General features: G+C 64.2%; 15 protein-coding genes and 1 pseudogene. 7 read left to right on the forward strand and 9 right to left on the reverse strand.

All coding sequences use genetic code 11. The features are described 5' to 3' along the window. The 6 genes and pseudogenes from GPJ75_RS00430 to eglC all read left to right on the forward strand — a co-directional run bounded on the left by GPJ75_RS00430 (nt 1) and on the right by eglC (nt 10,610). Nucleotides 1–1,518 (forward strand): tripartite tricarboxylate transporter permease, encoded by a 1,518-nt coding sequence (locus GPJ75_RS00430; protein ID WP_163263981.1) that lies wholly within the window; start codon nt 1–3, stop codon nt 1,516–1,518. A 149-nt stretch (nt 1,519–1,667) separates the two neighbouring features. Continuing rightward, nucleotides 1,668–5,015: an ExeM/NucH family extracellular endonuclease gene (locus tag GPJ75_RS00435; RefSeq protein ID WP_163263983.1), complete on the forward strand. Its 3,348-nt coding sequence runs from the start codon at nt 1,668–1,670 to the stop codon at nt 5,013–5,015. Nucleotides 5,016–5,266: 251 nt separating this feature from the next. After that, a complete protein-coding gene (locus tag GPJ75_RS00440; RefSeq protein WP_163263985.1) occupies nt 5,267–7,036 on the forward strand; it encodes a type I secretion system permease/ATPase in 1,770 nt (589 codons plus the stop codon). 27 nt (nt 7,037–7,063) lie between these two features. Continuing rightward, on the forward strand, nt 7,064–8,395 hold the full coding sequence (locus GPJ75_RS00445; RefSeq protein ID WP_163263987.1) for an HlyD family type I secretion periplasmic adaptor subunit: 1,332 nt from the start codon (nt 7,064–7,066) through the stop codon (nt 8,393–8,395). A 142-nt stretch (nt 8,396–8,537) separates the two neighbouring features. Continuing rightward, nucleotides 8,538–9,170: pseudogene (locus tag GPJ75_RS27270) on the forward strand (1,3-1,4-beta-glycanase); the annotation flags it as partial. Continuing rightward, nucleotides 9,168–10,610 carry an endo-1,3-1,4-beta-glycanase EglC gene (gene eglC, locus GPJ75_RS00450; protein ID WP_246248882.1) on the forward strand — a complete coding sequence of 481 codons (1,443 nt, stop codon included), beginning with the start codon at nt 9,168–9,170 and terminating at the stop codon, nt 10,608–10,610. The pseudogene GPJ75_RS27270 and the gene eglC, both read left to right, overlap by 3 nt. 45 nt (nt 10,611–10,655) lie before the next feature. Here eglC and GPJ75_RS00455 read toward each other — a convergent pair whose 3' ends face one another. From GPJ75_RS00455 to araD, 3 genes are all read right to left on the reverse strand, one after another. After that, entirely contained in the window at nt 10,656–10,940 is a 285-nt protein-coding gene (locus tag GPJ75_RS00455) for an acylphosphatase (protein ID WP_163263989.1), read from the reverse strand. A 127-nt stretch (nt 10,941–11,067) separates the two neighbouring features. Next, entirely contained in the window at nt 11,068–11,793 is a 726-nt protein-coding gene (locus GPJ75_RS00460) for a ribonuclease activity regulator RraA (protein WP_163263991.1), read from the reverse strand. Between the two features lie 14 nt (nt 11,794–11,807). Then, nucleotides 11,808–13,550, reverse strand: a complete 1,743-nt coding sequence (araD, locus tag GPJ75_RS00465; RefSeq protein WP_425483098.1) for an L-arabinonate dehydratase — start codon at nt 13,548–13,550, stop codon at nt 11,808–11,810. 188 nt (nt 13,551–13,738) lie between these two features. Here araD and GPJ75_RS00470 point away from each other — a divergent pair, with 188 nt between their 5' ends. Further along, nucleotides 13,739–14,461 carry a GntR family transcriptional regulator gene (locus GPJ75_RS00470; RefSeq protein ID WP_163263993.1) on the forward strand — a complete coding sequence of 241 codons (723 nt, stop codon included), beginning with the start codon at nt 13,739–13,741 and terminating at the stop codon, nt 14,459–14,461. Between the two features lie 8 nt (nt 14,462–14,469). On the opposite strand, the gene GPJ75_RS00475 is transcribed toward GPJ75_RS00470, so the two are convergent. The 6 genes from GPJ75_RS00475 to GPJ75_RS00500 form a co-directional block, all read right to left on the reverse strand. Next, nucleotides 14,470–15,762: a TRAP transporter large permease gene (locus tag GPJ75_RS00475; protein WP_163263995.1), complete on the reverse strand. Its 1,293-nt coding sequence runs from the start codon at nt 15,760–15,762 to the stop codon at nt 14,470–14,472. Beyond that, complete coding sequence (locus tag GPJ75_RS00480; protein WP_163263998.1) at nt 15,762–16,256, reverse strand: TRAP transporter small permease; 495 nt, start codon at nt 16,254–16,256, stop codon at nt 15,762–15,764. Before GPJ75_RS00480 ends, GPJ75_RS00475 begins: the two co-directional genes overlap by 1 nt. 225 nt (nt 16,257–16,481) lie before the next feature. Next, nucleotides 16,482–17,459, reverse strand: coding sequence for a C4-dicarboxylate TRAP transporter substrate-binding protein (locus tag GPJ75_RS00485; RefSeq protein WP_163264000.1), 978 nt, complete (start codon nt 17,457–17,459; stop codon nt 16,482–16,484). A 145-nt stretch (nt 17,460–17,604) separates the two neighbouring features. Further along, entirely contained in the window at nt 17,605–18,993 is a 1,389-nt protein-coding gene (locus tag GPJ75_RS00490; protein ID WP_246248851.1) for an FGGY-family carbohydrate kinase, read from the reverse strand. Beyond that, nucleotides 18,990–20,000, reverse strand: a complete 1,011-nt coding sequence (locus GPJ75_RS00495) for an ABC transporter permease (RefSeq protein WP_163264002.1) — start codon at nt 19,998–20,000, stop codon at nt 18,990–18,992. Before GPJ75_RS00495 ends, GPJ75_RS00490 begins: the two co-directional genes overlap by 4 nt. Continuing rightward, nucleotides 19,997–20,977: an ABC transporter permease gene (locus GPJ75_RS00500; RefSeq protein WP_163264004.1), complete on the reverse strand. Its 981-nt coding sequence runs from the start codon at nt 20,975–20,977 to the stop codon at nt 19,997–19,999. The genes GPJ75_RS00495 and GPJ75_RS00500 overlap by 4 nt, the downstream gene beginning before the upstream one ends. Nucleotides 20,978–21,015: the final 38 nt, after the last annotated feature.

Genomic DNA, 21,015 nt, shown 5'->3' on the forward strand with positions numbered 1-21,015 from the left:
ATGGACATTCTTGCAAGTCTCGGCGACGGTTTTGCTGTCGCGCTCACCTGGCAGAACCTGGGGCTGGCGCTGATCGGCTGCTTCCTCGGCACCATCATCGGCGCGCTGCCGGGTCTCGGCCCTGCCAACGGCGTGGCCATCCTCATCCCGCTCGCATTCACGCTCGGCCTGCCGGCGACGCCGGCGCTGATCCTTTTGACCTCGGTCTATTACGGCGCCATGTATGGCGGGCGTATCTCCTCCATCCTGCTCAACATACCCGGCGACGAGCCGGCGATGATGACCACGCTCGACGGCTATCCGATGACGCAGAAGGGGCAGGCGGGCGAGGCGCTGGCGCTTTCCGGCATCGCCTCTTTCGTCGGTGCCTTCTTCGCCACCTGGGGGCTCGTGTTCCTGGCGCCGCAGCTCGTCAAGATAGCGCTTCTCTTCGGCCCGGCGGAGTATTTCGCGCTCTACACGCTGGCCTTCGCGACGCTCGGCGGGATTGCGGCGCGCAACCAGGCCAAGGCCGTCATCGCCGCGGCCCTCGGGCTCGCCATCGCCATGGTCGGCGTCGACCACCAAACAGGCGTGCCACGGCTCACCTTCGGCGAAATCCACCTCTACGAGGGCATTCATTTCCTCATCGCCATCGTCGGCCTGTTCGCCATTTCCGAGGTGTTCCTGTTCCTCGAACATCCGAACGGCTCGGCACCCGGCAGCGAGAAGACGAAGCTCAACCGCATCACCGCGCCCGTCTCGATGCTGGCCAAGACGGCGGGCACCATGGCCCGCAGCACGGTGATCGGCTTCCTCGCCGGTGTCCTGCCGGGGGCCGGCGCCTCGCTCGGTTCGTTTGTCTCCTACACGCTCGAAAAGCGGCTGAAGGACAAGGAAGGCACCTTCGGCAAAGGCGACCCGCGCGGCGTGGCGGCGCCCGAGGCCGGCAACAACGCGGCCGCTGGCGGCTCGCTCGTGCCCATGCTGGCGCTCGGCGTGCCGGGGTCGGGCACGACGGCGGTGATGCTCGCCATGCTGATGGCGCTCAACGTCACCCCGGGGCCGCTGCTGTTCACCCAGCAGCCGGAGGTTGTTTGGGGCCTGATCGCTGCGCTCTTCATCGGCAACATCATGCTGCTTCTGCTAAACGTGCCGATGGTGGGGGTGTTCGTGCGCGTCCTGCAGGTGCCGACGAAATATCTGATGCCGGCCGTCGCCATGGTTTCCTTCGTCGGCATCTACGGCCTGTCCGGCTCGACCTTCGACCTCCTGGTGATGATTATCTTCGGGGTGGGCGGCTATCTCCTGCGCAAGCTCGACGTGCCGCTCGTGCCGGTGATCCTCGGCATCCTGCTTGGCAACGAGATGGAGAAGAACCTGCGCCGGGCGCTCACCATTTCCGACGGGGAAATGTCGATCCTTTGGGGCTCGCCGATCGCCATCACCATCTGGACGCTGGCGATCCTGGGCTTCGTGGCACCGCTCCTCGTCGGTCGTTTCCTGAGGCCAAAGAAGGACGCCACCGTCGCGCCGTGATCGAGCGCACTGTCGCGTGCAAATGTCAGCAGTGCTGTTATGTTGCCGCCCCGGTCCTCGACCGGGGCGGTTGACGGCGTGTCAAGCGACTGTCGCAGTCGGCTGCTACGTCAACCCGGCTATCGTCCGTCCAACAAGAGGTTGCCAGGATGTCCTCCTTCTTTTCCTTTCCGCGGCTCTATTTCGGAACCCGTCGTGCCGACCATATCGAGGGCGGCGACGGGAACGACCTGATCTTCGGTCTAGGAGGGGATGACCGCATCGATGCGGGCGCAGGCAGCGATATAGTCCATGGCGGGGCAGGAAATGACGAGATCGAGGGCGGCGACGGCGGTGACCTGATCATCGGTGGGCGGGGTTTCGACACGGCGATCTATTCGGGAAGCATATCCGACTATCGCTTTCCCCGGATCACCAGCCACTCCGACAACCTCTTCACGGTCACCGATCCCGATGGCGATCGGGATATTCTCAACGGTATCGAGGCCATCCGCTTCGAGGCGAGCGGCTATACGCTCTACCTCGACGGACGCAACAATGCGGTGCTCGCGGCCGACGACGAGGTCTCGGCCGACGAGGACACCGTACTCACGTTCAACGCGGACGATCTTGCGGCGAACGATCGGGATTTCGACGGCGACCCGCTGACGGTCGTCGCCGCTACGGGGACAAGTGCTGCTGGCGCATCGGTTTCGCTGGCGGACGGTATCGTTTCCTATGATCCGGGTGATATTTTCCAATATCTGAACGAGGGCGAAACCGCCGTCGACAGTTTCACCTACACCGTCGACGACGGTAAGGGCGGTACCGCCGCCGCAACCGTTGCGGTGACGATCACCGGCACGAACGACGTCGCCGTGATTACCGGCGACATCGGTGGCTCGGTGACCGAGGCCGGTGCCGAGCCGGGAATACCGACCGTGACCGGCGCTCTCACCGCCCAGGATGTCGACAACGACAACCTGTTTCGGCCGGCGAGCGACCAGGCGAGCGCCATGGGCTACGGCAGTTACAGCATCGACGAGGACGGGAACTGGACCTACACACTCGACAATGACAACGCGGCCGTCGATGCGCTTGGCGCCGGCGAAACCCTCACCGACAGCTTCATCGTCGCAAGCTCGGATGGGACCGAAGAGGAAGTCACGATCACCATCAACGGGGCGGACGACACGGCACCCGTGGCGCCACGCATCAACGAGATCCACTATGACAATGCCGGCACCGATACGGGCGAGTTCGTCGAGGTCCGTGTCGCGGCCGGCGCCGACGTCTCGGGGCTCTTGGTCGAGCTCTATAACGGCAATGGCGGTGGCACCTACAATTCGGCGGCCGTCTCCGGCCTTTCCATGACTTCGGACGGTGAATACGACTATTACGTGTGGGACCTGCCGGCGAACGGTATCCAGAACGGCGCGCCGGATGGCATTGCGCTCTCCGAGAATGGCAGCGTGATCGAGTTCCTGTCCTATGAGGGCACCGTCACGGCGGCCAACGGTACCGCGGCCGGCATGACGTCGACCGATATCGGTGTCGCCGAGGGCAGCAGCACTGCCACCGGGCTCTCGCTGCAACGGAGCGGCGATGGCGCTATGGATTGGGTTGGACCGCAGGACCAGACGCCGGGCGCGGCCAATGACGGCGATTCCGGCGGTGGCGGCGAGCCGACGTCCTATCTCATCTCCGAGATCCAGGGCAGCGGCACCGCCAGCTTCCTTGTCGGCGAATATGTGCTCGTTTCGGCGATCGTGACCTATACGGTTGCGAACGGCTTTTATCTTCAGGAAGAAGATAGCGACGCCGACGGTGACGACACGACCTCGGAGGGCATTTTCGTCTTTACCGGCGGTGCGCCGGATGTGGCTGTCGGCGACGAGGTCGAGGTTGCCGGGACGGTGGAAGAATTTTTCGACCTTACCGAGATCACCGATGTTACCGACATTGTGACCATTTCGAGCGGTAACGCGCAGCCGACATCCGCAACAATCGCGCTTTCGCCGGACTTCACGGCCAATCTCGAACAATACGAAGGCATGGCCATCACGCTGACGAGCGGCACGGACGACCCGCTGACCGTGATCGAGAACTTCAATCTTGACCGTTTCGGGGAGATCACGGTGTCCGCCGGCACCCAGGTCCAGCCGACCCAGATCTACGACCCGGACACGCAGCTCGCCGAAATCCAGGCGCTTCAGCAAGCCAATGCCAACAACCGGCTGGCCATCGACGACGGCTCCTCGACCCAGAATCCGGATGAATTCCGCTACGTCCCCGCCTCTGTCGGCGACAACGGCAATGGCTATCTGGACGCCGGCGATACGTTCGCGGAAGACGGCCCGACGCTCCGGCTCGGCGCCGAGCTCAACGCACCGGTCGAAGGTATCCTCACGTACGATTTCGGCGAGTACAAGATGCTGGTCGACGGCGTGTTGCCGGTCGACGAGGCGACCAACGGTCTTGCCCGTCCCGACGCGCCTGGGGATGTCGGTGGCCGGCTGACGGTGTCGAGCTTCAACCTCCTCAATTATTTTACTACCTTGGACGATGGCTCGGGCGCTGGCTCCGGCCCGAACAATCTAGAGCCGCGCGGCGCGGCGACCGCAGAGGATCTCGCGCGCCAGACCGACAAGATCGTCGAGGCGATGCTCGAGATCGACGCCAGCGTCTTCGGCTTGCAAGAGCTGGAGAACAACGGCTTCGACAGTGCCTCGGCGATCGCGACGCTGGTCGATGCCTTGAATGCAGCCGCCGAACCCGGTGTCACTTATGCCTACGCCAATCCGACCGAAGCCGGCTCCGAGGGTTTCATCGGCACCGATGCCATCACAACCGGCCTTATCTACAGGGCAAACGAAGTCACCCTCGTAGCTTCCGATTTCCTCGTCTACGACGATGGCGGCCAGCAATTGAACCGTCCCACCATCGCGGCCACCTTCGAAGAGGTGGGGACGGGCGAAGAGTTCACCGTCGCGGTTAGTCACTTCAAGTCGAAGGGCGGAACCGGCACAGGCGCCGACGCCGATCAGGGCGACGGTCAGGGCGCCTTCAACGCGGCCCGAACGGCGGCCGCACAACAACTCGCCGAATGGCTCGATCCGAGCAATCCCGGCGGCTATTTCGCGCAGAACGGCGTCAGCGACACGGACGTCCTGATCATCGGCGATCTCAACGCCTACGCCCGGGAAGACCCCGTCGATGCCATTCGCGACGCCGGCTATGTCGATCTGATCGACAGCTTCATCGGGCAGGACGACGCCTTCAGCTATATCTTCGACGGGCAGCAGGGAACGCTCGATCAGGGACTGGCCTCGCAGTCTCTCGCCGGGCAGGTCAGTGGCGTTGCCGAATGGCACATCAACGCGCAGGAGCCGGACCTGCTCAGCTATTCCAGCGAATTCAACAACCCGGCCTTCTACAACGACGATGTCTATGCGACGTCGGACCACGACCCGCTGCTCATCGGCCTCAATCTCGGGGACAACGTGCTTGTGGCCTGATCTTGAATGCCGCCGGGCAATGAACAAATGATGATTAGCCGGTGAGACATTCCGTAATCATACGGTACTGATGGCACGCGTGCGAAGGCTTCAAGGCCCAGGCCGGCGTGAAAAGACGCCTCGTCGGCCTGTTATTTCTTCTTTGCGTGCATATGATGCAGGGAAAGAGGGGCGCTGCCGGCGGCGGCTGGCAGCGCCCGGCAAGCCGGCTATTGCGAGGGGATCACTCACGAATGCAAGGCGGAGAGCGATTGGCGGCCACTTTTCGCCAGGGCCTCACGGGGCTTGTCGGCTTTACATTCATGGTAAATCTGCTGCTGCTCGTTCAGCCGATTTACATGCTCCAGATCTATGACCGGGTGCTGACATCGGCCTCCTTCGAGACCTTGATCTACATTTCCGTTATTGCCGCCGGCACGCTTCTCCTGCTCGGTATCATCGACAGCGTACGAGCGATCATGGCCGGGCGTCTCGCCGGACGTCTCGAAGTGGCGGTCGGTGCGGACGCGCTTCTGGCGTCCATGGCTTCCCCCCGCGCGAGCCTCGGTGACGTCCAGCCGCTCCGCGATCTCCACGCCGTCCGTGGCTTCACCTCCGGGCGGGGGCTCTTCGCCTTCCTAGACCTGCCCTTCGCCCCCTTCTTTATCGGGCTTCTTTATCTGATCCATCCGAATCTCTTCTGGCTTACCTTGGTAGGAGCGGTCGTTCTCGTCGCCATCGCCATCGCCAACCAGTGGACGAGCGCCAAGGCGGCGGACGATGCCACCACCCGCCAGATGAGCGCGACCCTCACCGCTCAAGCCTTTGTCAGGAATGCAGAAAGCCTGACGGCGATGGGCATGAACCGCAACATCGTCCGTCACTGGGGCTCGGAGGAGGCTCTTTCTCTCGCCGCGCAGGATCGGATGAACCGGGTCAATGCGCTTTTCGCCGGCTTGTCACGTATCCTGCGCCTCGGTCTCCAGATCGCCACTCTCGGTTATGGCGGTTACCTTGTGCTAGCGGGCGAAATGACGGCGGGGATGATCTTTGCCGCCTCGCTTATCTCAGGGCGTGGTCTCCAGCCGATCGATCAGGTCATCGGCAATTGGAAGGGCTTCATCGAAGCACGCAAGGCCTGGAAGCGTCTGAGCGAGGCGCTTGCCGCCGCAAGGCCAGCCGAGATGCGCACCGATCTCCCCGCTCCGCGCGGCGAGGTGACTTTCGAAGCCGTCGTCGTTTTTCCGCCGAACGGAGAGGCCGCGGGGCGTGGAAAAACGCAGGCGGGCGAGCCGCTGCTGAAACGCATCAGTGCCACGATCCCCGCTGGCGAGTGCGTGGCCGTGATCGGACCTTCCGGGGCGGGAAAAACGACCCTCATGCGCACGCTGATCGGAGCGATCGAGCCGCGATCAGGCGCGGTGCGGATCGACGGTGCGGACATTCGCAATTGGGATCCCGACCGTCTCGGCCAATATATTGGCTATCTCGCGCAGGACGTTGAGCTTCTGCCGGGAACGGTCGCGCAGAATGTCGCCCGTTTCGACGCCGACGCGTCCGGAGAAGCCATCATTCGCGCCGCCCAGAAGGCCGGGATGGACGATCTCGTTCTGAAACTGCCGAAGGCCTACGATACGATGATAGAACCTAGAGGCTTTCAGCTCTCGGGCGGGCAGCGCCAGCGTGTGGGGCTTGCCCGCGCCTTCTTCGGCGAGCCGAGGATCCTGGTTCTCGACGAGCCGAACGCCAATCTCGACGCCGAAGGAGAGAAGGCTCTGGAGCATGCGCTCGCTACGGCAAAAGCGGAGGGAATCACGGTTTTGATCGTGACCCAGCGACGCTCGGTCGTCGAGAAGGCGGACCGCATTATGGTTCTGCGAGATGGATATCTGGAAGAATACGGGCCCCGCGAGGAGGTGCTTCAGCGTCAGGTCGAAAAAGCGCAGGCCGCGCGCGAGGCGCAGCAACGCAGTGCCGGCAGTGCGCCGCAGCCGGTCGTCCTGGGGCGTTTCGCAAGCGTCGCGCCCGAGATCAGGCGCTGATCGGCAAAGGTCGAACGGACAACGGATATGAAGGACAACGCTGATTGGGCCAGGGCTGATTGGGCAAGGAACGTCAAGACCAGCACGCGGCTGGTCTCGACCGTCGGGCTCGCCTCGACACTTCTCTTCGTCTTCGGCTTTGGCGCCTGGGCGTCGCTTGCTCCGCTTTCAGGGGCGGCTATCGCGCCGGGGGTCGTTGCGGCGGGCGGGCAGAACCAGCGTGTGCAGCATCTGGAAGGCGGGATAATCGACAAGATCCTCGTCCGCGAAGGCGACCGCGTCAATGCCGGCCAGCCCCTTTTCGAGCTCGACGGGACCAGTGCCCGCGCCCAGTACAATCGCCTTCAGAAGCAGCTTGTCGCCCTTATGGCCCGTGCCGAGCGGCTGGCGGCCGAGTGGGACGGTGCCGATAGTTTGATCTTTCCGGAGAGCCTTGAGGAAATGGCGAGTTCCGAAGGTGAAGACGGTGTTTTAGCCGAGCAGAAGACGGAGTTCGATACGCGTCTTGCGCGTCATCGCCAGGAACTGTTTATCCTGAACCAGCGCATAAGCGCGCTGAAGGACCAAATCGAGGGGATGGCGGCCCAGCAGGTTGCGGTCGAACGGCAACTCGAAATTGTCCGGGACGAGGCGGAACGGAAAAAGGGGCTGCTGGACAAGGGCTTGACGGACCGGTCGGAGTACACGGCTTTGCTGCGAAGCGAGGCCGATCTGCTGGGCCAGCTTGGCCAGACCAAGGCCTCCATTTTGACTTCACGCACGCAAATCGCCGAGGCCGAGGAGCAAATCGCCCGGCTGAAGACCCAGCGCGTCGAGGCAGCTGTCTCTGAACTCAACGATGTCCGTGTTGAAATTGCCGACGCGCAGGAGCAGCGGCGTGCCGCGAAAGCCGTCCTCGATCGGGTCGTGATCCGTGCGCCGAGCGACGGGATTATCGTCAAGATGGCCTATAACAGCCGCGGCAGCGTCGTCCGGCCAGGTGACCCATTGCTCGAGCTTCTGCCGACCGCCACCGACCTTGTGATCGAGGCGCGTGTCTCCCCCCAGGACGTGGATGTCGTCAAAATCGGGCAGGAGGCGCGGTTGCGGTTCAGCGCGTTGAATGCCCGCACGACGCCGACCGTCGATGCGACGGTGATCTATCTCTCGGCCGACCGGCTGGTCAACCCGGACAATGAACAGGCCTACTATACGGCGCGCCTGCGCATGACTGACGCGCTGCCCCCGGAGATAACGCTGGAGCAGATATATCCAGGCATGCCCGTCGAGACCTACATCAATACCAGCGAGCGCACATTTTTCGAGTATCTGGCAAAACCGGTGATCGACAGCTTCAGCCGGGCGTTTCGGGAAGAATAGGTCTCAACGGAAGGACCGCCAATTCAGCGCCCGGCTCGCTTGTAACGTTATGTCGCATAACGTTAGCGCCGGCCCGGTCGTCGTGTACGACATTGGATGCTAGCTTGGATGCCAGGCACCGAATTTCAGGTACAGGATTCTCGTGATGAGCACTATTCTAAACGCCCGAGGTGTCCCTCTCCCTTACAGCACCAAGTCCGTCAACCACTTTTCGGCAACGAACTCCGGGCCGCAGCTATATGGCACGAACAGCCATGACTCCCTCTGGGGCGACGGCAGTGTCGATGTCACCATGTATGGCGGCGCCGGCGACGATATCTACTACCTGTACTCGTCGACCAACAGGGCATTCGAAGCGCCGGGCGAAGGCGTCGACACGATCGTCACCTGGATGGATTACACGTTGCCGGACAATTTCGAGAACCTGAGGGTTACCGGCGACGGGCGCCAGGCCACCGGCAACGATGCCGATAACATCATTCTGGGCAAGAACGGGACCCAGACCCTCGACGGCGGCAAGGGCGACGATGTGCTTAAGGGCGGCGCGGGAGCCGACAAATTTTTTATCAAAGCCGGCAATGGAAGCGACCTGATCCTCGATTTCACGGCAGAGGACAGGGTCCGCATCGAAGGATACGGGATAACCTCATTCGCCGACCTCAAGGCGAGGATGGTCCAGTCGGGCACCGATGTTCGGGTCGACCTCGGCGGGGGCGAGATACTTGTATTCGCGAACACCACCATCGACCAGCTCGATGAGAGCCAGTTCACGATCGACGACGCACCGGAGAACAGCGTGCTCAACGCCAAGGGCGTCCCGCTTTTCTATAGCGGAGCCTCGGTCAACCACTACTCGGCGTCGGATGCCGGCCCCGAGCTTTACGGCAGCGCCGGTAACGACACGATGTGGGGCGATGCGAGCGTCGACGTCACCATGTATGGCGGCGCTGGCGACGACATATATCGTCTCTATTCGGCGACCAACCGCGTTAGCGAAGCCTCCGACGAGGGCGTCGACACGATCGTCACCTGGATGAGCTACGCCTTGCCGGACAATTTCGAGAACCTGAAAGTCACCGGCAACGGGCGTTATGCCTTCGGCAACGATGCCGACAACATCGTCATGGGCGGAGACCGCTCGCAAACGCTGGATGGCGGCAAGGGCGACGACGTTCTCAAAGGCGGCGGGGGTGCCGATATATTCAACATCGAAGCCGGCAACGGGAGCGACCTGATCCTCGACTTTGCGGCCGAGGACACGGTGCGCCTTAACGGCTACGGGATCACCTCGTTCGAGGAGGTGCTGGCCGGAATGACCCAAGCAGGCAATGACGTCCACCTTGACCTTGGCGGCGGCGAGACCCTGGTTTTCGCCGACACCAACGTCGGCCAGTTCGAGGAAAGCCAATTCCAGCTTCAGCTCGACAGGTCGAATTTCCAGCTGACCTTTTCGGATGAATTCAACACGCTGGATCTATGGAACGGAGAGTCCGGCACCTGGGATACGAACTTCTGGTGGGGCCGGGAGAACGGGAGCACACTCTACAAGAATGAAGAGTTGCAGTGGTACGTCCAGCCCGACTACGAGCCCACCAATCCGGTCAACCCGTTCAGCACGGACAATGGCGTTGTCACGATCACTGCCGAGCGCGCGCCCGAGGACATCCGCCCCTATATCGAGAACTATGAGTATACCTCGGGCCTGTTGACGACCTACGAGTCCTTTGCCCAGAAATACGGCTACTTCGAAATGCGTGCCGACATGCCGGAGAACGATGGCACCTGGCCGGCTTTCTGGCTTTTGCCGAAGGATCAGTCGTGGCCGCCCGAACTCGATGTCGTGGAGATGCGCGGGCAGGAGCCGAACAGGCTAGACCTGACCGCCCACACGAAACAGACGGGCAGCCAGACCGAAATCCTCTCGTCGGTCAACGTCTCGGACACCTCGGGCTTTCATACCTATGGCGTGCTGTGGACCGAGGATGACCTCGTTTGGTATTTCGACGATGTCGAGGTTGCGCGCACATCCACACCAGCCGACATGCATAAGGAAATGTACCTGCTGGCCAACCTCGCGGTGGGCGGTATCGCCGGCGAGCCCGATGACGGCTTGGCCGTGCCTGCCGAGATGCAGATTGACTATATCCGCGCGTATGCGCTGGACGATCTTCAGACCGGTGTTGCCGCTACTGCAGACAGCGAAGGGACGTTCTGAAGGGCGCGGCGGGTCTCTTGCCGGACTGGCGCGGGGACAAGTAGCTCAGTAAACGATCGCGAACCGGTTGGGCGCTTTTCCCGGGTCGGCTCTCTCGGTCGCGACGTCGGCAACGGAAGCCGCCGGCGGGCCCTTCGCCAGCCGCTCCAGCATGGTTTCGATCGCACTCCCGCGCCCGACGATCAGCGCCGTCACCGCGCCGTCGGGCTCGTTGCGCACCCAACCGGTCAGCCCCAGCCGCTCGGCTTCCTCGCGGGTCCATGCACGGAAGTTCACGCCCTGCACCCTGCCGGTGATGCGCACGCGCCTCGCCTCCAGACCATCCTTCACGGCAGCCTCCTGTTCCCTTCGATTGGAATCTGCCGCAACGATCCGGAAAATCCAGTCGCAAACATCTAGTGGAGGAAGATCGCCGAGGACCCACAGCTAAAGAGGCGCACTGATAGGGCAGTGCGATCTACCGACCTTTCTCCTTCCGCCATAAGGCGAACTTTTCGAGGTTCTCATCCTTCGTCGCCGGATAAAGGCCGATGATCGTCGCGCCGGCCTTGACCTGCTCGGCCACGAAATCCTCATAAGCCGTCATCTCGACCGCCTCATCCGCCACTTCGTCGGCCAGATTCGCGGGTATGACGATGACGCTGTCCGCGTCGCCCACCACGATATCGCCGGGGAAGACGGCGACATCGCCGCAGCCGATGGGCACGTCGATGTCGATGGCTTCGTGAAGCGTCAGGTTCGTCGGGGAGGAGGGGCGGGTATGGTAGGCGGGGATGTCGAGTTCGCCGATCACCGCTGCGTCGCGAAAGCCGCCGTCGGTGACGACACCGGCGCCGCCGCGCACCATCAGCCGCGTGATGAGGATGTCGCCGGCCGACGCGGCACGGGCGTCCTTGCGGCTGTCCATCACAAGGACCGCGCCGGGCGGACATATTTCGATGGCCTTGCGCTGGGGGTGGTCGGGGTTGCGGAACTCCTCAAGCCGGTTGCGGTCCTCGCGGGCGGGCATATAGCGGAGCGTGAATGCGGGGCCGACCATGTTTCGCCCCTTGGGCGCCACCGGGCGCACGTCCTGGATAACCTGGTTGCGCAGGCCGCGCTTGAAGAGGGCCGTCGCCAGCGTGGCGACGGAGACCTGCATCAGCTTCTCTCGGGTGGCATCGGAAAGCGGTTCCTTGGTCATGCTGCTTGCACCCCTCAATTGATTTCCGGCTCGTCCACCTTGGGGCCGAACTCGGTGCCAAGGAAGTCGAAATCGCAACCCTTGTCGGCCTGCTGGATGTGGCGGGAGAACATCCAGCCGTAGCCGCGGCCGTAGCGTGGGGCGGGCGGGGTCCAGGCCTTGCGGCGGGCGGCGAGTTCCTCATCGCTGACGCGCATGTCGAGCGTGCGGTTGGGGACGTCGATCTCGACGATGTCGCCGGTCTTCAAGAGCGCCAGCGGGCCGCCGACATAGGCTTCAGGTGCCACGTGCAGCACGCAGGCGCCGTAGGAGGTGCCGGACATGCGTGCATCGGAGAGGCGCAGCATGTCGCGGTGGCCTTTTTTCAGAAGCGCCTTGGGCATGGGGATCATGCCCCATTCGGGCATGCCCGGCCCGCCCTGCGGCCCGGCATTGCGCAGCACCAGGACGGTGTCGGGTGAGATGTCGAGGTTTTCGTCGTCGATGATCTTCTTGAGGTCCGCGTAGCTGTCGGCGACGAGTGCCGGGCCGGAATGCTTGTAGAATTTCGGGTCGCAGGCGGCGGGCTTGATGACGGCGCCGTCGGGGGCGAGGTTGCCCTTGAGCACGGCCAGCGAACCCTCGTGATAGACGGGGTTGTCGATGGTGCGGATGACGTCGTCGTTGTAGACCTCCGCGCCCTCCAGTCCCTCCTCAAGCGGCCGGCCCGTCACAGTGAGCGCGGCGCGGTCGAGCTTGTCGCCGAGATTGTTCATCAACGCGCGCAGGCCGCCGGCATAGTAGAAATCCTCCATGAGGTAGGTCTCGCCAGCCGGGCGTACGTTGGCGATGACGGGGGTGGTGTGGCCGATGGCATCCAGGTCCTCCAGGCTCAGATCGAGGCCTGCCCGGCGGGCGATGGCGATCAGATGAATGACGGCGTTGGTGGAGCAGCCCATGGACATGGCCACGGTGGCGGCGTTGCGCACCGCGGCCTCGGTGAGGATGTTTTCGGGCGTCAGGTCTTCCCACACCATGTCGACGATGCGCCGGCCTGCGGCCGCGCACATGCGCTGGTGGTTGGAATCGGCGGCGGGAATGGAGCTGGCGCCGGGCAGCGTCAGGCCCAGGGCCTCGGCAATCGCCGTCATGGTGGAGGCGGTGCCCATGGTCATGCAGTGGCCGTAGGAGCGGGCGATCCCGGCCTCGACGCCGACCCACTCCTCCTTGGTGATGGTGCCGGCGCGGCGCTCGTCCCAGTATTTGAAGCCGTCGGTGCCGGAGCCCAGCACCTTGCCCTTGTAGTTGCCGCGCAGCATCGGCCCCGCCGGCACGTAGATAAAGGGCAGTCCCATGGAGAGCGCGCCCATGACAAGGCCCGGCGTGGTCTTGTCGCAGCCGCCCATCAGCACCGCGCCGTCGACCGGGTGCGAGCGCAGCAGCTCTTCCGTCTCCATGGCCAGCATGTTGCGGTAGAGCATGGTGGTGGGCTTGACGAAATTCTCGCTGAGCGAAAGCGCCGGCAGCTCCATCGGGAAGCCGCCCGCCTGGAAGATGCCGCGCTTGATGTCGTCCACGCGGTGCTTGAAATGGGCGTGGCAGGGCTGGGCATCGGACCATGTGTTGACGACGGCGATGACGGGCTTGCCCACCCAGTCCTCGGGACCGTAGCCCATCTGCATGGTGCGCGAGCGGTGACCGAAGGAGCGGAAGTCGTCCGGCGCCATCCAGCGCGCGCTGCGTAGATCTTCGGGGGAGCGCCTGTTTGCGATCGTCATCTGTCCTCCAGTTGCCGCCGAGCGGCCTTTGCAGGGCTTTGAGCGGCGCGGGCGCCCAACCCATTTCCGCCCGCCGCGTGTTCGTGTTGGACGCCTGTCCGAAAGTGATGTATTAATATATCACTATCGGACAGGCAATGTGTACGGCCGGTTACGGCGGCGTTCGAGGCAGGAATACGGGATAGAGCATGGATACCGCCATCGAGAATCGGGCCGAAACCGCGCCCAAGCACTGGGCATTCGATCGCAAGCTTCCCCTGGCGGACCAGCTTTACGGCCATTTGCGCGAGCGTATCATATCGCTGGAACTGCCGCCGGGCACCTCTCTCTCGCGTAATGAGCTCTCCGACTTCTATCGCGTCAGCCAGACGCCGCTGCGCGACGCCATCCTGCGGCTGGAGAAGGAGGGGCTCGTCGAGATCTTCCCGCAGTCGCGCACCGTCGTCACGCGCATCGACACCGGGCGTGTGCGCGAAGACCAATTCCTGCGCTCCGCCGTGGAGACGGAGATCATCGCCCTCATTGCCGCAGACCCGGACAAGAGCCGGCTCGCCCCCGTCCGCGACGCCTTCGCGCGGCAGGTCGCCATCAGTGACCGGAACGGCGATTTCCAGGATTTCGTCAAGCTCGACAAGGCGTTCCACCGGCAGCTTTTCGCCGCCGCCGACAAGCTCGGTCTCTACGCCCTGATCGACGAGCGCAGCGGCCAGCTCGACCGGGTGCGGCGCTTCCACCTTCATCTGCCCGACGAGGGAAAGATGCAGCAGGTGATCGCCGACCACCGCGCCATCCTCGCCGCCGTCGAGGCGGGCGACGTCGAAGGGGCGCGTGTGGCCATGCGCAGCCATCTCTCCGGAACGCTGAGCAAACTCGACGAGCTGGCGGCGCGGTTTCCCGACAGCTTCGGCTGAAGCGCTGATCATCGCGCCGGCCCCATCACCGCGTCGGGGAGGAACAGCACCACCTGCGGGAAGAGCGCCATCACCGCCACCAGCGCCAGCATGGCCGCCAAGAACGGCCAGGACCAGCGGATGAACTCGGTGAAGCTGCATTTGAGGATGCCGCAGACCGTGTACATGATGACGCCGACCGGCGGCGTGTTGCCGCCCATGGTGACGAGGATGATCATCAGGACGCCGACATGCACCGGGTCGAAGCCGGCGAGCACCAGGCTCGGCAGCACCAGCGGCGTGATCAGGAGCACGTTCACCGTCGCCTCCATGATCGTGCCTGCCAGGAAGACGATGATCAGCACGACGAACAGCGTCAGGTAACGTTCGCCGGCGAAGTCGGTGAGGAAAACGGCGATGGCGTGCGGCGCCTGCTCGATGGTGAGCGCGTGGCCGAGCACGGCACCCATGGCGACGATGAGCATCACCATGCCGATGTCGCACACCGAATCCTCCATGGCCTTGAGGAAGCGCGCGAAAGTGAGCTCGCGGTGCATGAAGACGCCGACGATAAGTGCGTAGACGACGACAATGGCACCCGCTTCCGTTGCCGTGAAGAAGCCGTAGCGGAAGCCGACCAGCAGGAAGACGGGAAAGGCGAGCGCCCAGAAGCAGCTCAGGAAAGCGCGTCCGACCTCGCCCGCGCGCGGCCTTTCGGCAAGCTCCGGCGCATAGCCGTTCCTGCGGGCGATGACCGCCGTGGTGAAAAGGAGCGTGAGCGTCATCAGGAGGCCCGGCACAACCCCGCCAAGCAAAAGCCGGCCGATCGAGACCTCCGCCACGAAGCCGAACAGAATGAGGCCGATGGAGGGCGGGATGGTCGCGGTGATGATGGAGGAAAAGGCGATGACGGAGGCGGAAAAGCCCCTTGGGTAGCCGCGCTGCGCCATCGCGTCGCCGAGCAGGCGCGCCTCCATTGCCGCGTCGGCCACCGCCGAGCCGGAGATGCCGCCCATCAAGGCGCTCAAGGCGATCGACACCTGCGCCAGGCCGCCGGTCATCCAGCCGGTGAGGAGCCGCGCGAAATGCAGGAGCCGCTCTGTGATGCCGGTGCTGTTCATCAGGTTGCCGGCCAGGATGAAGAAAGGGACAGCGAGCAGCGGGTAGGACTGGGTGGCGCCGTACATGCGCTGCAGCGCTACGGTCATCGGCATGTAGTCGCCAAGCATGAAGACCGGGATCGTCGCCAGCGCCAGCGCGAAGGCGACCGGAACGCTGACGAAGAGGAAGACGAAGAAGAGGAGCGCGACGGCGGTCAGCATCACATGACGTCCCGCGCCGCGTCGTCACAGCCCGACTGGCCGCGAAGGAGGGCGACCGTCTGCTCGACGATGGTGATGAGCATCAGGGCGAAGCCGACCGGCAGCGCCGCCGCCGCCCAGGCGGTCGAAACGCCGGTCATCGGCAGCGGCCGGAACTTCGATATGCCGACCAGTTTGATGCCGAAATGGACGAGCAGCACCAGAAGCGCGAGGAGCACCAGCTTGATGGCCAGCTCCAGGACGACTTGCAGCGGGACCGGCAAAGGCTTCACGGCAAAATCGATGCGGAAGTGACCGCGGCGCTGCAGCGTCAGATCAGCGGCCAGGAAGACCAGCCAGGGAAACAGCGCCTGCGCCACCTCGTCGCTCCACAATACCGGTTGCCCGCCGTAGCGGCCGATGGTGCCGGCGAACACCACCGCGACGATGGCGCCAAGGACGAAGATTGCCAGAAGGAGCTCGACCTTTCTGAGGGCCGTCAGAAGATGCGCCATCGCGAACGGCAGCCTCCCTTCACGGTCGGCGGACTGGAGCAGGACAGGATCGGGTTGTGTCATTCTGCCGGATAGACTTTGCGGTGGGTGGGAGGGGCGGTCAAGGTTGGGTCCCTCCCCGTGAGGGGAGGGGCTGTCGCATGTGGATGAGGTATTTAGTTCGGCTTCGCCAGAACCCCCACTCCACACGCGACAACCCTCTCGCAAAGGGGAGAGGGAAGAGCGTCATTCCCCAAGCGCGGCGCGGACCTCGTCCACCATTTCCGTCAGGTTGAGTTTTTCATAGACGGGCTTGACGGCTTCCTTGAACGGTGTGGTGTCGATCTCCGTCACGTTGACCCCGGCCTCGCGGATGTCGGCGAAGATCTTGTCGGCGCTTTCCACGTTGTCCTTCAGTGCCGAGGCGCCCCACGTCTTCGCCTCCTCGGTGAGGATCGCACGCAGATCCTCGGGCAGCGACTGCAGCCAGGCGTCGCTGACAAGGAGCCCGCTCATCAGATGGATGTGGCCGGTCAGCGTGATATCGCTCACCACCTCGTGCAGCTTGGAGCCCCAGATGGCCGATGGCTGCGCCTCGGCGCCGTCGATAGCGCCGGTCTGGATGGAGGGATAGACCTCCGCCCAGGCGAGCGGCGTCGGCACCGCACCCATCGCGCCGATGGTCTCCACCCATAGAGGCTGGCCGATGGTGCGTACGCGCACGCCGTCGAGGTCGGCCGGCGTGCTGACGGGTTTCTTGGTCAGAAGATGCCGCGCCCCCTGGTACCAGTTGAACGACAGGAGCGTCAGGCCGCTCTTTTCGCGCAGCTGGTCGTTCCAATTCGCGAAGGTGTCGGTCTCCACGAAACGGGCGATCTCCTCAACGCTGTCGAAGGCGTAAGGCGCCACCAGGACGTCGAACTGCGGCACGAAGACGGAGACACGCGAAGCCTCGACAAAGGTGCCGACATTGGCGCCGGCCGCCGCCTGGTCCATCATGTCCTGCGTGTCGCCCAGCTGGGAGCTCGGATAAAGCTCGATCTCCAGCCTGCCGCCGGAGCGCTCTTCCACCGCCTTCTTCATGCCCTCGGCCGCCACCTGCAGCGGGTCGGTGGGCGCAAGGACGGAGCCGAGCTTGAGTGTGTAGTCGGCGGCAGAAGCGCCGAGCGGCATCGCCACGACGGCAGCCACCGCCGCCGGCCAAAAGATGCGACCGATGTTCATATTATTCCTCCCTGGTGCGGTCCCCGTTATCCAGAAACCTCTATACTAATATATTAGTACATTAATCAAGCCCAACGTCAAGGGGAGGCGAGCGCTGTCGGCACGTACGTGCTGCCAACGTCGCCGTCCGCAATCGAAGTTTTTGCTATTTGGATACTGCGCCGGTTTCGGCCTTCCACGCCCGCGCGTAGGCATCCCACGCGGCACCCGGACTGGCGGTGGGCCGGCTTTTTTGCGCCTGGGGCTCATGATCCCTATGGGCCTCCGCGGCCAGAAGCGCGGCGCCGATGCTGGTGCCGGTGGCGCCGGTAAGGTCGGCGATAACGGGGCGGGCGGTGGCAGCGGCCAGCATGCGCGTGAAGAGGGTGTTGCCGGCGAAGGGGCCTTCGACAATCGTCTCGCCTGCCGCGCCGACCAGCTCAAGGCAGGTTGCCGTCATCAGTGCCAGGTAGAATGAGGCGGCCGCCTGCTTTTCGCCGGTGCCGGCGGCTTCGCCGCGCCACTCGGATTTGCGGTCGGGAAAGGGGCCGGAGCCCTGCTGCACGGACGGGAGGAGGAAGAGCCGTTTCTTCAGGACGGCCTCGGCGTCCTCTTCCGTCCAGTTCTCCCGGCCTTCGGTCAGCAGGGAGAACTCCCGCCCGCCCATGAAGCGGGCCGAGGGCACCGGGTCGCCGAAGGCGTTGACATTGACCAGCGTGTCGCGTCGCGGATCGAGGTCGGGCTCCTTGCCGCCGATGGCCATGGTCACCACCCAGGTGCCCGTCGAGACGACGGAGAAGGGCGGGCGGCGGCCAACGAGATGCGGCAGCAGCGAGGCGTTGGAATCGTGCACGCCGCACAGGACCGGCGTCGAAGGGTCGAGGCCGGTCGCTTCCGCCACCGACTGCAGGACGGGACCGAGCTTCGCGCTTGCCGGCCGCATGGGCGGCATGAGCGGCCGCCAGCCCACGCGCTCGACGAGGCTGGAGAAGTCGCCAGTGGAGGGCGACCAGAGATCCGTGTGGCAGCCGAGGGAGGTGACCTCGCTTGCGGCCACGCCGGTCAGCCGGCAGGCCCAGTATTGCGGGTAGGGGAGGATCGTCCGCGCGTCGGCGAAGGCGTCGGGAAAAGCTTGTCTCTGCCAGAATAGCTGAGCGCCGAGATTGAGGCCGACCGGCAGGCGCGGCGAGCCGGTCTCGGCGAAGGGCGGACGGACGGCATCATATACGGCGGCGGTCTCCTCCGGTCCCTCATGCTCGTAGTCGAGCACCGGCAGGGCGAGCGCGCCCTGGCCGTCGGTCAGCGCGGCCGTGGCCCCGTGGGTGGTGACGGAGACGGCGTCGATGGGGCTTTCCCGCCGCAAGGCGGAGAGGCTTTCGAGGATGAAGGACCACAGGCCTTCGATATCGTAGTGGGGGTAGGGGCCGTCCGTCAGCACCACGTTCGGCGTGCGGCGCTGGTCGGTCTCCGCGCCGCGCTCGAGGTCGACCAGCGCCAGCTTGGCATTGGTCTTGCCGATGTCGATGACGGCGACATGGCGGATGGAACCCGTCACGCCGAATGCTCCCTCTTGAGCCGCCGCCACAGCATCGGCGCTCCGATGACGGTGATGAGAAGCAGGCCGACAAAGATGGACATGACGATGCCCGGTACGTTGGCAAGCCCGAAGCCGAAGGTGACGAGACCCATGATGATCGCGGCGATGACGACACCGGGAATACCGCCCGAGCCGCCCAGGATGCTGACGCCGCCGAGCACCACCATCGTCACCACCTCGAGCTCCCAGCCGAAGGCGATGGAAGGCCGCGTCGAGCCGAGACGCGCGGTGAGGCAGATGGCGGCGATGCCCGACATCAGCCCGGTCATGAGGAAGAGGATGAACTTGGTGCGTCCCACCCGCACGCCGGAAAAGAGCGCCCCGACAGGGTTGTTGCCGATGGCGTAGACCGTGCGGCCGAAGCTCGTCCAGTGCAACAGGATGCCAAAGAAAAGAGCGATTGCCGCAAACAGCACCAGCTCGAAGGAGATCACCCACCACACATATCCCTGGCCGAACCAGGCGAAGCTGGGCGGATAGCCGGTGAAGGCCTGGTCGCCGAGGATGATGTAGGCGATGCCACGGAAGAGGCTCATGGTGCCGATGGTCACCACGATGGACGGCAGGCCAAGCCCGGTGACGAGCCAGCCGTTGAAGGCGCCGCATAGAAGCCCGACGAGAAGGCCGGTGAGCACCAGCTCCGGCGTGCCGGCGCCGTATTGCAGCGCCACGCCCATGGCCGTGGAGGCGAGCGCGATGATGGCGGCGACGGAAAGGTCGATCTCGCCCGAGATGATCAGCAGCGCCATGGCCATGGCGATCATCGCCTTCTCGGTGAAATTGAAGGTGGCGTCCGAGAGGTTCCAGGCGTTGAGGAAGTAGGGCGAGGAAAGCGCGTTGACCACGAAAACGACGATAGCGACGGCGATGAGCAGCGTCTCCCAGCTCTTGAAGAGCGAGGTCCACCGGCCTTCCAGCCGGTCGGGGATGGCGCGTGGCCCTGAGCCTGTCGAAGGGGCGTTCATGCCGCGGCCTCCCTGTTCCTGAGGATGAGCCGGCCTTGTCTGCGCTCCGCGCGGGCGTTGAAGGCGACCGCGAGGATGATGGCGCCGCCGGAGATGGCGAGCTGCCAGAAAGGCGAGATGTTGATGACGGGCAGCGCGTTCTTGACGACGCCGAAGAACAGCGCGCCGAGCACCGCGCCGCCTACCGAGCCGATGCCGCCGGCAATGGAGATGCCGCCGATGACGCAGGCGGCGATGATGTCAAGCTCGAAGCCGCCGGCGATGTCGACATAGGCCACCGCGTAGCGCGACACCCAGAGATAGCCTGAAAGCCCTGCCAGCGCGCCGGCGAAGGTGAAGGCGGCAAAGCGTGTGCGGCCGACGTCGATGCCCGTATAGACGGCGGCCGTCGGATTGCCGCCGACGGCGTAGAAGGCGCGGCCGAGCGGCGTTCGCGTGATGACCACAGCCATCAGGGCAACCACGAAGAGCGCGACCCACGAGAGGACCGGCAGGGCGAGGAGAGGCGTGCGCGGGAACGCCTTGAAGGCTGCGCTCATCTGGTGCGCATTGATCCAGGCGCCGCCCGACATCACGAAGATGATGCCGCGGAAGATGGTGAGCGTGCCGAGCGTGACGACGATGGGCGGGATCTCGACCTTCCACACAAGAATGCCGTTGAAGGCGCCGAGGGCCGCACCGAGGAGGACGCCGAGCGCGATCAGGAGAGGGACCGGGATGCCCGGCATCGCCGCGTTCAGCATCGCCACGGTCATGCCGGTGAGCGCCAGGTTCGCCGCCATGGAAAGATCAATGCAGCGGGTGAGGATGACCATCATCTGGCCGAGCGCCAGGATGATGAGGATCGAGGTGTCGTTGAAGACATTGGCGAGGTTGCGCGGCCGCACAAAGCCGGGGAAGCGCCAGGCTATGACGGCCAGGAGCAGGGCGATGACCGCAGCCAGGAGCAGTTCGCGGGATTTGAGGAGTTTGGACATGGGCTAGGGCCTTGTGGGATGTAGAGACGGATGGACTA

The sequence above is a fragment of the Chelativorans alearensis genome (genome assembly GCF_010993735.1).
GTDB classification, from domain to species: domain Bacteria; phylum Pseudomonadota; class Alphaproteobacteria; order Rhizobiales; family Rhizobiaceae; genus Chelativorans; species Chelativorans alearense.

What these genes read in the sequence shown, in the direction of transcription:
- GPJ75_RS00480 (WP_163263998.1), bottom strand. Translation starts at nt 16,256, where the DNA reads ATGGCGCATCTTCTGACGGCCCTCAGAAAGGTCGAGCTCCTTCTGGCA.
- GPJ75_RS00470 (WP_163263993.1), top strand. Translation starts at nt 13,739, where the DNA reads ATGGATACCGCCATCGAGAATCGGGCCGAAACCGCGCCCAAGCACTGG.
- GPJ75_RS00430 (WP_163263981.1), top strand. Translation starts at nt 1, where the DNA reads ATGGACATTCTTGCAAGTCTCGGCGACGGTTTTGCTGTCGCGCTCACC.
- GPJ75_RS00460 (WP_163263991.1), bottom strand. Translation starts at nt 11,793, where the DNA reads ATGACCAAGGAACCGCTTTCCGATGCCACCCGAGAGAAGCTGATGCAG.
- GPJ75_RS00495 (WP_163264002.1), bottom strand. Translation starts at nt 20,000, where the DNA reads ATGAACGCCCCTTCGACAGGCTCAGGGCCACGCGCCATCCCCGACCGG.
- GPJ75_RS00485 (WP_163264000.1), bottom strand. Translation starts at nt 17,459, where the DNA reads ATGAACATCGGTCGCATCTTTTGGCCGGCGGCGGTGGCTGCCGTCGTG.
- araD (WP_425483098.1), bottom strand. Translation starts at nt 13,550, where the DNA reads ATGACGATCGCAAACAGGCGCTCCCCCGAAGATCTACGCAGCGCGCGC.
- GPJ75_RS00435 (WP_163263983.1), top strand. Translation starts at nt 1,668, where the DNA reads ATGTCCTCCTTCTTTTCCTTTCCGCGGCTCTATTTCGGAACCCGTCGT.
- GPJ75_RS00445 (WP_163263987.1), top strand. Translation starts at nt 7,064, where the DNA reads ATGAAGGACAACGCTGATTGGGCCAGGGCTGATTGGGCAAGGAACGTC.
- GPJ75_RS00500 (WP_163264004.1), bottom strand. Translation starts at nt 20,977, where the DNA reads ATGTCCAAACTCCTCAAATCCCGCGAACTGCTCCTGGCTGCGGTCATC.
- GPJ75_RS00475 (WP_163263995.1), bottom strand. Translation starts at nt 15,762, where the DNA reads ATGCTGACCGCCGTCGCGCTCCTCTTCTTCGTCTTCCTCTTCGTCAGC.